The sequence below is a fragment of the Flavobacterium sufflavum genome (assembly GCF_004016525.1).
Taxonomy (GTDB): Bacteria; Bacteroidota; Bacteroidia; order Flavobacteriales; family Flavobacteriaceae; genus Flavobacterium; species Flavobacterium sufflavum.
In genome coordinates, this window is the sequence record NZ_SACJ01000008.1 from 133,306 (window position 1) to 146,401 (window position 13,096).

Below are 13,096 nucleotides of genomic sequence, written 5' to 3' on the forward strand. Positions count from 1 at the left end.
AGCGGACAGTCATGTTATTTTAAAATTAAATTGATTTTTTTCAATTCTTCTGTGCTGAAATTGGTGTTTTCCAAGGCTTTAATTGAATCTGCAATTTGTTCGGGTTTGCTGGAACCAATTAATACCGAAGTGATTCGCTCATCCCTCAAAATCCAGGCCAAAGCCATTTGGGCTAATTTTTGACCTCTTTCTTTGGCAATGTTGTTAAGTGCTATAATTTTTTCAAGTCTTTCAGGAGTTATATGATCGGCTTTTAGGAATTGTCCGCTGGTAGCTACTCTTGAATCGGCTGGGATTCCGTTTAAATATTTATCGGTCAATAATCCTTGTGCCAATGGAGAAAACGGAATGCAACCTACTTGTTCTTTTCCCAGTAAATCCAAAAGTCCGTCTTCTACCCAACGCTCAAACATTGAATATTTCGGCTGATGAATCAGGCAAGGCGTTCCCATTTCTTTTAATATTTTAAACGCTTTTTCAGCTTCCGCTGGGCGATAGTTTGAAATACCTACATACAAAGCTTTTCCTTGTTGAACGATTAAATTCAAAGCAGCCATGGTTTCCTCTAAAGGTGTTTCAGGATCGGGTCTGTGGTGGTAAAAAATATCTACATATTCCAAGTCCATTCTTTTTAAACTCTGGTCTAAACTGGAAATCAAATATTTCTTCGAACCCCAATCTCCATAAGGACCGTCCCACATGGTATAACCAGCCTTAGACGAAATAATCATCTCATCCCTGTAGTCTTTGAAATCTTTTTTTAAGATTTTTCCTAAACAAGTTTCTGCTGATCCTGGAGGCGGACCGTAATTATTAGCTAAATCAAAATGGGTGATTCCATTGTCAAAAGCCGTTTTTATCAGGTTTCTGCTGTTTTCAAAATCGCTGTTCTCTCCGAAGTTGTGCCAAAGGCCTAATGAAAATGCTGATAATTTCAATCCTGAGTTTCCGCATCGGCGGTATTCCATATTTTCGTATCGGTTTGCTGCTGGTTGGTATGTCATTTTTTTTACAGTTTTACGTAATCGTTTACGGTGATTGTTAAATTTTTTTAGTTCTTTTTCGAAGACTCTCTTGTTATTAATGTTGGAGTCAATATTCGTTTTTGATAGTTTGTTTTTTCTCCTTTTTTCGAAATCAATTCATAGATAAGGTTGAAGGCTTCTTCGCCCATTTGTACTGTTTTTTGATCGACAGTTGATAGAGAAGGAGTAATGTGTTCCCCGAATAAATCATTGCAAAAACCAATGACTCCAAATTCATTTGGAACTTGAATTTCTCTTTCTTTTAATTCTTTTAAAGCGCCCAGAGCAGTAAAGTCTTCTACAGCGAAAATTGCTTCGGCTTTATTTTCTAAATTTAAAAAATATTGAACCCCTTTTCTTCCTGCTTCAATGCTGATGTCTCCGTTGTAAATTAAATTATTGTCGAAAGGAATGTTGTATTGTTCCAAAGCCGCTTTGTAGCCTCGAATTCTTTCTGTAAAAGCTTTGATGTGTTGCGGTCCGGAAATATGTGAAATCCTTTTGTATCCTGATTTTATTAGGGATTCCGTCGCCATAAACGCACCTAAATAATCATCAATACAAACAGAGGATATTTCTAAATCGTCATTGGTTCGGTCAAAAAAAGCAATCGGAATATTTTTTTCTTTAACCGATTGGAAATGAGAAAAATCAGTGGTGTTTTTAGAAATGGATGCCAGGATTCCGTCAACTCTGGCTCCTATAAAAGTATCGATTCCTTTTTTCTCAAATTCTTCCGATTCGTTCGATTGATAAATCAAAACATCATAACCATGCTGACTGGCCAAATTGGAGATACCGTGAATAACTGAGCCGAAAAATAAATGTTCGGCTGTTGGGATTAAGACTCCAATGAGTTTTGTTTTTCCGGAACGTAGCGAAGAGGCCATTTTGTTAGGCCTGTAGTCCATGCGTTCGGCAACGGCTTTGACCTTTTTCTTGGTGCTGGCACTTATTTCAGGATGATCCGTTAAAGCACGGGAAACCGTCGCAGGAGCAATTCCTAATTCTTTGGCAATATCGCTAATGGTAACTTTTGTTTTCATTTTTCCGTAATCGTTTACGAAAGTAAAATATTATTTTGAATTAGTGAGACAGGAGGTAGTTAAATTTTCGGGAGTAAAATAAATTGGAGGTTTTTATTGGGTTTTTTGCAGAGAATATTAATTTCATAATTTTTAAAACTATAAAATCTTCAATGTTTGTAGGGATTATTCTCTGTGTTTGATAAAATATTATGTTAAAATTTTAAGATATTCGAAAATCAATTATTTATTTTTAGATTTGACCCACTAACCCTTAAAGAATATTTTAAATGGCATTTGTAAATAAATACAATGACATAGATCTTGTTAAGCGTCTTCAGGAAAACGAAGAAGAAGCTTTGACGATTATTTATAAAGAATATTGGGAAATCATGTATATGGCTGCTTATAATCTTGTTAAAGATAAGTCAGTGTGTGAAGATATTGTTCAGGAAGTATTTATTTCATTATGGCAAAGAAGGGCGAAGTTGCAGATAAAAGCCTCTTTGAAGAGTTATTTGTACACCAGCACTGTTTACAAAGTGTATGACCATTTTAGTAAAAATAAAAAAATGCTAAAGGATGAGTTGTTTGATAATTTTGAAAATAAAATTGAAACTTCTAATCCTGAAACCAAATTAATGCATCAGGAATTAATTTATCATTTAGATGCTATTGTTGATTCCTTACCTGATAAGTGTAGAGAAGTTTATAAGTTGAGTAGAGAAAATATGTTGTCAAATAAAGAGATTGCTGAGCAGTTAAATATTTCACAACGCACCGTTGAAGGTCATATTTCTAAAGCTTTGAAAGTTTTAAAAGAATCGCTTGGAGTGGCGGTGAGTATTGAGTTTATCGCACTTTTTTTAAAGTAAAAATTTGATATACATAAAAAAAAGTAAAAATTTTTACTAATAGAGCAGGTGTGAATCGTTTTTTTGGAGACTTAGTTATATAAGCATACAAAAAACGAACAGATGAGTTTAAATCCCCAACAATATTTTTCAGACTTAGTTACTAAACTTATAGACGGTTCTATAACTAAAAGTGAGTTAGATAAACTATTAAATTTTTTTTCAAATAATCAGGAAATAGAAAATTGGCCTGCTCATTTGGGATCCAAAGAAGATGTACAAGAAAGGATTTATGAAAAAATCCGATTGGAATTGGATTTCGATAAAAATAAAGAAACTAAAGTAATTCCGTTATACAAAAAGCCTTTCTTTAAATATGCTGTAGCAGCTTCAGTAGTACTATTCATAACATTTACGGCTATTTTTAATCAGCAAAAACCAAATGTTGTTGTTGCTGCTGTTCCTAACAAAATTGAAGTAGGCACCGATAAAGCAATGCTAACTTTAGAAGATGGTTCTACTGTTGTTTTAGAAAAAGGGAAAGTTTATAATAACAAAAATGTAAATAGTACAGGCAAAGAGTTACTGTATAATAAATCTAATTCTTCGTCAAAAAAAGTAGTTTATAATTATTTGACTATTCCACGAGGTGGGCAGTTTGCCATCACTCTTTCTGATGGTACAAAAGTTTGGTTAAACTCAGAAACCAAATTGAAATTTCCGGTAAATTTTGCAGAAGGAAAAACCAGAAGTGTTGAATTAGTTTATGGTGAAGCTTACTTTGATGTGTCTCCAAGTACAGCCCATAATGGGGCGGGTTTTACAGTATTCCAACAGAAACAGGAGATTCACGTTGTGGGTACCGAATTTAATATAAAAGCATACAAAGACGATTCGAGTATCTCTACCACTTTAGTGGAGGGGAAAGTTGAAATGCAATTTGCTAATGTGAAGCAAAATCTAATTCCAAATCAACGCGCAAATTTTGACCTTAAGACAAATAAAGTGAAAATAGCCAAGGTAGATGTCTATAGCGAAATATGTTGGAAAGATGGTGTTTTCAGCTTTGAAGATAAACCACTTGATGAAATTATGAAAGTGCTGTCGAGATGGTATGATATCCAGGTTGTTTTTGAAAACGAATCCATCAAAAAAGAGCAATTTAATGGAGTTTTAATAAAAGATAGAAATATTGATGAAATTTTAAGGTCTATTAAAAACTCCGGAATTATAAAGAAATATGAATTTAAAAATAAAATTTTGATACTGAAATAAAAAGAAAGAGGGGCAGTAGTTTAGATAATTTGCGGTTGCCTAACTACTTCCCTCCCTATACATTAATTAAACAATTGTTCAACTAACAACCACAAAACTATGAAAATTAATTCTATTAATTGTCGTTTTGAATTTCAAAAACGGCTTCTATTGATTATGATGAAAACATTTTTAATTCTATTTTGTACAACCGTTTTCAGTTTCAATACTGAAACCTCCTTTTCGCAGGCAAAAATATCTATTGATGAAAATCAATTGGTTTCGGTCAAAGAAGTTTTTAAAATAATTCAAAAGCAAACCAATTACAGTTTTATTTACCCTAACGACTTTTTTAAAGATACTCCAAAGGTGCAATTGAAAAAAGGTACCATTGAAATTTCGAAATTATTAACTCCGATTTTTAAATCTCGTAATTTGAATTTCGAAATAACAGCGGATAAGAATATTATCATTAAAGAGGCGCTGAGTATTGAAGCGAAAGAAAAGCCCATTGAAGAAAAAGTTATCCAGGAAATAAAGGTGTCGGGTAAAGTAACCGATGAGAATAATCAGCCTATTCCGGGAGCCAGTATTCTTGTTAAGGGAACTCAAATTGCGACACAGACTGATCTTGATGGGAAGTATTTAATAAAAGTACCATCAAATGAGAGTGTTTTGGTTGTGTCATTTATTGGATATGGAACCAAAGAAATTAAGTTTAATAATCAGTCAGTAATCAATTTCCAACTTCTACCAGAAACCGCAAAATTAGAAGAAGTTGTAGTAGTAGGTTATGGTTCAAGTAAGCAAAAAGACTTGACAGGTTCTGTCTCTTCAGTAAAATCAGAAAATTTTAATAAAGGACCACAATTGAGTGCACAGCAAGCCATTCAAGGAAAAATGGCTGGGGTTGTAATTGCTCAGAATAGTGGTAAACCAGGAGGTTCTAATACAGTAATCATTCGTGGAGGAACTTCGTTAACAGGAACAAATGATCCTTTGTATGTTATTGATGGTGTGCCAATTTCTACTACAGCGGGAGTGAGTTCTGCAAATATCAGAGGAAATGGAACTGACTTTTTTGATCAGGAACCAACGAATCCTTTGATGACCATTAATCCAAATGATATTGAGTCGGTAACTGTTTTGAAAGATGCTTCTTCAACAGCTATTTATGGATCAAGAGGAGCAAATGGTGTAATTGTTATTACCACTAAAAAAGGAAAATCAGGTAATTTAAAAGTGAGTCTTGATGTTACTGGAGGAATTTCGACAGTTTCAAAAAAATTAGATGTATTGTCTGCTGATGAATATAGAAAAGTAAATACTGATTTGAATTTGACTTTTTCTGATTTAGGCGGAAACACAAATTGGCAAGACGAAATTTATAGAACTGCAAAAACACAGGATTACAATTTATCTTTTTCAGGAGGCTCAGACAAAACTGCATATAGAGCTTCATTAGGATATGGTGATCAAGAAGGTGTTTTAATTGGTTCAAAATTACAAAGAGCGAATGCAAGAATTAATGTTAACCACACAGCACTTAATGATAAACTTACATTTGATTTTAGAGTGAATTATGGACAAACATTCTCCAATAATTCACCGGTATCAAACACTGTAGGAAGTGAGGCAGGAACAAGTATTAACTATGAGTCCTATGTTTTTAACCCTACTTATCCAATTTATGATGCTAATGGAAACTACAATCACGTTCCTCCTTATAGAATTAATCCGGTTTCTTTTTCTAATGATGTTTTAGATGAGGTTACCAATAATCGTTTTCTGGGGAATTTATCAACCACTTACAAGATTTTTAATCCTTTAAGTGTAAATGTGAATTTAGGATATACAAACCAAGCCATCAATAGAAATTCCTATATTAAAAAATCTAATCCACTGGGAGAAGGAATGGGAGGATATGCCAGTGTTCAGAAATTAGAGGATTTCAGCAAGTTATTGGAAACTATTTTGAGATATAATAACTCATTTGGAAAACACAGTGTAGATGCTATTGCGGGTTATTCATACCAATATTTTGTAAATGAAGGAATTCGTAATGCTGTATCAGGATTTTTATCAGATGAATTCAGATGGTATAGTTTACAAGCTGCCAGTACTAATCAAGGGGTAACTTCTTTTAAAGGAAGTAATACATTGATTTCGATGTATGGTAGAGTGAATTATAACTTTGACGATAAAATTCTTGCTACCGCAACTATTAGAAAAGATGGTTCAAGTAGATTTGGTTCAGGAAATCAATGGGGAGTATTCCCTTCCGGATCTTTAGCCTGGAGAGTTTCTAATATGGAATTTTTTAAGTCAAAAACCATTTCTGATTTAAAAATCAGAACCAGTTATGGTGTGACAGGAAATCAAGAAATTGGAAATTTAAATTCAATTACAAGACTTGGAGCTACTTCTGCCGGATATATTGTAGGAGGACAAAGAATCACTACTGTTTTACCATTGCAATATGCTAATCCTGATTTAAAATGGGAGCAAACAGCTCAGTTTAATACTGGTATTGATTATTCGTTATTGAATGGTAGAATTCGCGGAAGTGTTGATTATTACGTTAAAAAAACTACGGATCTTTTGTTGCGTATTCCAGTGCCTTCGCCTACTGCCGTAAGTACACAATTGGCAAACGTTGGAAGCGTTCAGAATAAAGGTATTGAGTTAGAAATTTCTGCCGATATCATTAAAAAAGTTGATTTTACCTGGAGTACTTCTATTAACTATACTAGAAATAGAAATAAAGTATTAAGTCTTTCTAACAGCTTATACAAAGGAGATAATATTCAAGTGGCACCATTGCAAGGACAAGGTTTAACGGCTGGTATTTATGCTCAGCTTATAAAACCAGGATTACCTGTGGGGACTTTTTATGGAAGAGAATTTAAAGGGATTGAAAATGGTGTTGAGATAATTGATCCGGAAATGAAAGTTATTGGCTCAGCACAGCCTGATTTTACATTTGGTATTACAAACTCATTGAGCTATAAAAGATTCTCTTTAGGATTTAATTTTAGAGGATCTGTTGGTAATGATGTTTATAATTTGACAGCTAATAACTTAGGTTATTTAAGTAATCTTCCTGGTCGAAATGTATTCAAGGAAGCAGTTACAAGTGGTGTTTTAAGAAGTCAGCCAAAACAATATTCTTCAAGATGGATTGAAGATGGTTCTTTTGTGAGATTAGACAATGTTACTTTAGGCTATGATTTAGACCTTAAAAATGTGCCTTCAATCTCTAACGCAAGATTATTTATTACTGGACAAAATTTATTGTTGTTTACAAAATATTCTGGTTTAGATCCTGAGGTTAATTCAGATGTTTCAGGTACCGGAGTTGCTCCTATAGGAGTGGATTATTTGGCTTATCCTAAAGCTAAAACAGTGAGCATTGGATTAAGTGTGTCATTTTAAGCATAATTTCAATTAATAAATAGTATTATCATGAAAATATATAACATCAAATTAATATTGTGTTCATTCATTGTCTCACTTTGCTTGCCAGGGTGTACTAATTTGGATGAAGAATCGTTTGGAAGTTTATCCCCTGAAACTTATTATAATAACGAAGCAGAAGCGCTTTCTTCTGTTGTAGGAGTATATCAATCTTTATCACAAGTAGTTCATATTGGTGATCCTTGGCGTATTGCTGAATTTGGTACCGATGAGTTTATCGTGCCTGGAAGAGCCAGCGGTGGATGGTTTGATCAAAATAATATTGATATAATAAAACATGTCGTAGCTCCTACAAATGCTACTTGTGGAAGAGCCTGGAAAAATATTTTTCAGGAAATAGGTACTGCTAATGCGGTTTTAGAAAGTTTACAGGCATCACCAAATAGCGCAAATTTAAAAGGCTTGATAGCCGAGGTAAGAGCATTACGTGCTTATGGTTATTTTTATGCTATGGATTTTTGGGGTAATGTACCATTAGTTACAGTGGCAAGAATAGACCCTAATAATTTGCCTGGGACTACTCCCAGAGCAGAAATATTTAATTTTGTCGAGGCAGAAATGTTAGCCGCTATAGAAGATTTGCCTTCAATAACAACTGTAAACAAAGCAAGTTATTATCCAAGGTTTACAAAAGAAGCTATTTATGGCGCTTTGGCAACCATGTATTTGAATGCCCAGGTATATACAGGAACTCCTAAATGGACTGAAGCTGTTGCCATGTGTGATAAAATTATCAGTACAAATAAATATTCTTTGGAGACTGCTGTAGTTGATAATTTCAAGTCAACAAATGAGCAAAATTCAAAAGAAATAATTTCTTCTTTTTCAATTTCACCATCACAGAATGCAGGTAATAATCAGTTTATCTTATATGCCCAAAATGGATTAGATAAATTAAAGTACAACTTGCCTTTTACACCGGCAAATGGATACAGTACGTATCAGGAAGCTCTTGACAGATATCAAAATCAGGATGTTCGTAAGTCGTTAATTGAGTATGGACCACAATATTATTTAGATGGTGTTACGCCTTTAAAATATCCAAATGGAACCCAATTAAATATAATTGCAGTTCAGAGTTTAATCAGTGCCGAGGATAATGAAGGTTATAAAGTGCTAAAATACACTCCTATCGGAACATCCTGGTCTGGTTTTAATGCTGATAATGATTTGGTTTTAATACGTTATGCTGATATTTTATTGATAAAGGCTGAAGCTTTATTTAGAGGAGGTACTACAACAATCGCTGATACTCCATTGAATTTGGTGAATACAGTAAGGGGTAGAAGTAATGCTTCTCTTTTATCAAGTTTAACTTTGAAAAACATTGAAGACGAAAGGGCCAGAGAATTGATTTGGGAAGGTCATCGCAGAAGAGATATGATTCGTTTTGGTACTTATTTCACAGGAACATGGGCATTCAAAACAACTCAAACGGCTACTTTTAGAGGAATATATCCTATTCCACAGGAACAGAGAACTGCAAATCCAAAACTAGAACAGAATCCAGGATATCCTTTGAATTAAATAATAAATTTGGTTAATAAATAGTTGGTTAAACCCATGTGTTCCTAGATTTTTCTAAAATACATGGGTTTTTTTCTTAATTTAATTTTGTGTGCAATCAATATGGATATGAAGTCTTTTACCAATGTATTGTTTAGATTTAAATATGTTTTAATGTTTGTTTCAATAGTATTTGTAAGCAAAGTTTATGGTCAATCCTATAAAGGAGTAACTGGAATTAGAGATTCATCTTATTCTACTAAAAATGCTTATAAATATGATGTAAAAACGCATCCGTCAATTATGATTGTTACAGAGTTTCATTTTAATTCAGTTAAAGAAAAACGTGATATTAGTTATTGCGAAATAGGAAAACGCAAATTGAATTTGGATGCTTTTTACAATAGGGATAAAACAAATTCGAAACGAACAGCAATCATCATTATTCATGGTGGCGGCTGGCGTACCGGAAGTAGAGAACAGCATTATCCAATGGCTCAAAAATTAGCCAGTTTGGGGTATGTGTGTTTTACACCAGAGTATCGTCTTTCTACCGAAGCACTTTTTCCGGCAGCTATTTATGATATTAAAGCAGTTATTCGTTGGGTTCGGGAAAATGCAGTAGCTTATAATTTTGATGCTAATCAAATTGCTGTTTTAGGTTTTTCTGCCGGAGGCGAAATGGCTTCTTTTATGGGGACAACGGGAAATATGCCTTTATTTGAAGGAACTTCATGTAATTTAAATGCAAAATCGAATGCCAATGCAGTAGTGGATATTGATGGAACCTTATCTTTTGTACATCCAGATGGTCGTGAGGGAGACGATAGTAAGGGAATTTCGGCTGGAACTTATTGGTTTGGTTATTCAAAAGCAGAAAATCTAAAGTTGTGGGAAGCCGCATCGCCGTTGAGTTATGTAAGTGCTCAAACGCCATCAACACTTTTTATCAATAGTGCTGTGCCGTGGATGCATGCTGGTCGCGAAGATTACATTAAAGTTTTGGATAAAAACGGAATCTATTCGGAAGTAAAAGAATTCGAAGGAGCGCCGCATTCATTTTGTTTGTATGAGCCTTGGTTTAGTCCCACAATTCAATATATAGACAATTTTTTAACTAAAGTTTTTAATAAATAATATTTCAATGCTATGAAGCAGTTTTTTCAAAATGTATTTTGGGTGGTTCTTTTTGTTTCTTTTTATGCAAAAGCACAACAAACAGCCATTAAGATTCCAAAAGACACTTCTTTTACGGTAAAAAATGAATATAAAAAATACCTGAAAAACTTTCCACAGATAAAACCCGCCAAAGATTCTTTGCCGGAAAATGTAAATGAAAGTCGGAACTTGGTTTATACCACATTAAAAAATACTCCATTTGGAGACCGAGATTTACATCTTGATGTTTTTTCGCCAAAGAAAAAAGGAAAATATCCAGCCTTAATTATGGTTCATGGCGGAGGATGGAGAGCGGGAGATAAAGCATTGCAAGTACCGCTGGCTCAAAAATTGGCAGCCAAAGGAATTGTAACGGTTTGTGTGGAATACCAATTGTTGCAGGAAGCAAAATATCCGGCAGCTGTTTTTAATATAAAATCGGCAGTACGATGGGTACGTGCCAATGCGGATAAATACGGAATAGATCCCAACAAAATCGCAATTTCAGGTTGTTCCGCAGGTGGACAATTGGCCTTATTAGTCGGACTTACAAATGGAGTTGAAGCCAAGGAAGGAAATCAGGGAAACTTAGGTTTTTCGAGTGATATACAAGCCATCGTAGATTTGGACGGAGTTGTAGATTTTATGGCACCTTTGTCTCTTAATCTAAAACGAGGTCCTGATTCACCAGATGTACAATGGTTAGGAGGCACTTTTTATGAAAAACCGGAAATTTGGAAAGATGCTTCTCCTATCTTTTGGGCTAATGAAAAATCTTGTCCAATTTTGTTTGTTAATAGTGGTTTTCCAAGATTTCACGCCGGTCAGGATGAGTTAATCGGGATGATGAAAGATTGGGGAATATATACCGAAGTTCATAAATTTGATATCCAGCTCCATACATTCTGGTTGTTTAATCCCTGGATTGATCCGACAGCGAATTATATCAATGATTTTTTAATTAAAGTTTTTAATAAATAAGTATGAAGATAAAATTTATAGTTCCAGCCATTTGTGTGATAGCTAGTCTTACAATTATGGCTTTTAGTGTTAGGAAAAGCCATGTTACAGTCTATTTAATTGGTGATTCAACTATGGCAGATTATGCCAATAATTATGAACCAGGCAAAGATTATATGAAAACCCGATATCCTGTTACAGGATGGGGACAGGTTTTTCAGCAATTTTTAGTGAAAGATAGTTTGCAGAAAGTAAATAAACTAATAAAAACACATAGTGCTTTAGTTGATGACCGGGCCAGAGGAGGGCGCAGTACACGAGCTTTTTTCCAGGAAGGGAGATGGCGCGCAGTATATGAAAATCTTAAAAAAGATGATTTGGTTCTGATGCAATTTGGGCATAATGATGGAGCTGAAAACATGACGGAAAGATATGTTACTATCGAAGGGTATAAGGAGTTTTTGAGATTGTTTGTAAGTCAAACGAGATCTAAAGGAGCTATTCCAATTATCTTAACACCAGTGGCCAGAAACTATCCATGGAAAGATGGAAAACTGCAAAACGTTCACGGACTGTACGATCAGGCTGCGAAAGATGTTGCGAAAGAGTTGAACGTGATGTTCATCGATTTGAATAAAAAATCAATGGATTTTTTTACTAAAAAAGGAGAAACTTTTTCGGCTGAAAATTATTTTATGAACTTCCCGGCAGGTAAATATGAAGCTTATCCAGACGGACAAAAAGACAATACCCATTTTCAAACCAAAGGAGCAATAGAAGTGGCCAGATTGGTTTTTGAAGGGATGAAAGAATTAAATGCAACTATTAAAAATTAAACTCTATTATTTCATGAAAAATACAATCAGACTAAAATACATTTTGTTTTTTCTATTCGTTACCCAATTGTTTTTTGCACAAACAGCAAATCCTGAAAAATACAAATATCAATTTGTTGTTGCTAAAGACGGCAGTGGCGATTATAAATACATTCAGGATGCCATAGATGCCATGCGAAAATTTCCTTTGGCACCGATTACTTTGTATATTAAAAATGGAGTTTACAACGAAAAGATTGAATTGTCGGCTAATAATACCGATGTTATTTTTATCGGGGAAAGTGTAGATAAAACTATCATAACCTATAATGACTATTCGGGGAGGGGTAAAATGGGAACTTTTGATTCTTACACAGCTAAAATATCTGGAAATAGATTCAAGGCTGAGAATATTACGTTTGCCAATTCTGCCGGTCGCGTAGGGCAGGCGGTAGCCTTATATGTCGATGCTGATAAAGCTGTTTTTAAGAATTGTAAATTTTTAGGAAATCAAGATACCATCTATCATGGCGGCGAATATTCAAGACAATTTTTTGTAGATTGTTATATCGAGGGAACCACTGATTTTCTATTTGGACCAGCAACAGCAGTGTTTAAAAACTGTACGCTTTTTTGCAAAGCTAATTCTTATATTGCAGCTCCAAATACACCAAAAGACAAAGAATTTGGTTTTGTCTTCTTGGATTGCAAAGTGATTGTAAATGAAGAAGTAGATAAGTTATACCTTGGTCGACCATGGAGGGCATGGGCAAAATCAGTATTTATAAGATGTGAATTGCCTAAGCAAATCGCTGTTGAAGGATGGGATAATTGGGGGAATACTGATAATGAAAAAACAGCTTTTTTTGCGGAATACGAATGTACAGGCGAAGGTTTTAAACCAAAAGAAAGAGCGCTATGGACGCATCAATTAAAAAAATCAGAAGCAGAAAGATATACTTTGAAAACTATTTTAGGCAGTAATTCTAAATCTTCAGAAAAAGAATGGTATGAGTTGTAAT

General features: G+C 34.2%; 10 protein-coding genes. 8 read left to right on the plus strand and 2 right to left on the minus strand.

From position 1 onward, the window contains the following. Window positions 1–14 precede the first annotated feature (14 nt). The gene (gene mgrA, locus EOD40_RS13020) at window positions 15–1,004 is read right to left on the minus strand and encodes an L-glyceraldehyde 3-phosphate reductase (protein WP_128196206.1); all 990 of its coding nucleotides are present in this window, start codon (window positions 1,002–1,004) and stop codon (window positions 15–17) included. Between the two features lie 47 nt (window positions 1,005–1,051). Further along, window positions 1,052–2,071 carry a LacI family DNA-binding transcriptional regulator gene (locus tag EOD40_RS13025; RefSeq protein ID WP_128196208.1) on the minus strand — a complete coding sequence of 340 codons (1,020 nt, stop codon included), beginning with the start codon at window positions 2,069–2,071 and terminating at the stop codon, window positions 1,052–1,054. Between the two features lie 269 nt (window positions 2,072–2,340). On the opposite strand from EOD40_RS13025, the gene EOD40_RS13030 reads away from it, so the two are divergent. The 8 genes from EOD40_RS13030 (at window position 2,341) to EOD40_RS13065 (ending at window position 13,095) form a co-directional block, all read left to right on the plus strand. Then, window positions 2,341–2,925 (plus strand): RNA polymerase sigma factor, encoded by a 585-nt coding sequence (locus tag EOD40_RS13030; protein WP_128196209.1) that lies wholly within the window; start codon window positions 2,341–2,343, stop codon window positions 2,923–2,925. A 102-nt stretch (window positions 2,926–3,027) separates the two neighbouring features. Beyond that, window positions 3,028–4,179: a FecR family protein gene (locus tag EOD40_RS13035; RefSeq protein ID WP_128196211.1), complete on the plus strand. Its 1,152-nt coding sequence runs from the start codon at window positions 3,028–3,030 to the stop codon at window positions 4,177–4,179. A gap of 99 nt (window positions 4,180–4,278) precedes the next feature. Beyond that, window positions 4,279–7,593 (plus strand): SusC/RagA family TonB-linked outer membrane protein, encoded by a 3,315-nt coding sequence (locus EOD40_RS13040; protein WP_196781446.1) that lies wholly within the window; start codon window positions 4,279–4,281, stop codon window positions 7,591–7,593. Between the two features lie 30 nt (window positions 7,594–7,623). Further along, entirely contained in the window at window positions 7,624–9,162 is a 1,539-nt protein-coding gene (locus EOD40_RS13045) for a RagB/SusD family nutrient uptake outer membrane protein (RefSeq protein ID WP_128196213.1), read from the plus strand. Between the two features lie 153 nt (window positions 9,163–9,315). Beyond that, window positions 9,316–10,278: an alpha/beta hydrolase gene (locus EOD40_RS13050; RefSeq protein ID WP_231129629.1), complete on the plus strand. Its 963-nt coding sequence runs from the start codon at window positions 9,316–9,318 to the stop codon at window positions 10,276–10,278. A 12-nt stretch (window positions 10,279–10,290) separates the two neighbouring features. Next, entirely contained in the window at window positions 10,291–11,280 is a 990-nt protein-coding gene (locus EOD40_RS13055) for an alpha/beta hydrolase (RefSeq protein ID WP_128196215.1), read from the plus strand. A gap of 2 nt (window positions 11,281–11,282) precedes the next feature. Then, complete coding sequence (locus EOD40_RS13060; protein WP_128196217.1) at window positions 11,283–12,095, plus strand: rhamnogalacturonan acetylesterase; 813 nt, start codon at window positions 11,283–11,285, stop codon at window positions 12,093–12,095. A 13-nt stretch (window positions 12,096–12,108) separates the two neighbouring features. Then, window positions 12,109–13,095, plus strand: coding sequence for a pectinesterase family protein (locus EOD40_RS13065; protein WP_196781447.1), 987 nt, complete (start codon window positions 12,109–12,111; stop codon window positions 13,093–13,095). Window position 13,096 lies beyond the last annotated feature (1 nt).

Coding starts and splice junctions, on each gene's coding strand:
- mgrA (WP_128196206.1), bottom strand. CDS start 1,004: ATGACATACCAACCAGCAGCAAACCGATACGAAAATATGGAATACCGC.
- EOD40_RS13025 (WP_128196208.1), bottom strand. CDS start 2,071: ATGAAAACAAAAGTTACCATTAGCGATATTGCCAAAGAATTAGGAATT.
- EOD40_RS13030 (WP_128196209.1), top strand. CDS start 2,341: ATGGCATTTGTAAATAAATACAATGACATAGATCTTGTTAAGCGTCTT.
- EOD40_RS13035 (WP_128196211.1), top strand. CDS start 3,028: ATGAGTTTAAATCCCCAACAATATTTTTCAGACTTAGTTACTAAACTT.
- EOD40_RS13040 (WP_196781446.1), top strand. CDS start 4,279: ATGAAAATTAATTCTATTAATTGTCGTTTTGAATTTCAAAAACGGCTT.
- EOD40_RS13045 (WP_128196213.1), top strand. CDS start 7,624: ATGAAAATATATAACATCAAATTAATATTGTGTTCATTCATTGTCTCA.
- EOD40_RS13050 (WP_231129629.1), top strand. CDS start 9,316: ATGTTTGTTTCAATAGTATTTGTAAGCAAAGTTTATGGTCAATCCTAT.
- EOD40_RS13055 (WP_128196215.1), top strand. CDS start 10,291: ATGAAGCAGTTTTTTCAAAATGTATTTTGGGTGGTTCTTTTTGTTTCT.
- EOD40_RS13060 (WP_128196217.1), top strand. CDS start 11,283: ATGAAGATAAAATTTATAGTTCCAGCCATTTGTGTGATAGCTAGTCTT.
- EOD40_RS13065 (WP_196781447.1), top strand. CDS start 12,109: ATGAAAAATACAATCAGACTAAAATACATTTTGTTTTTTCTATTCGTT.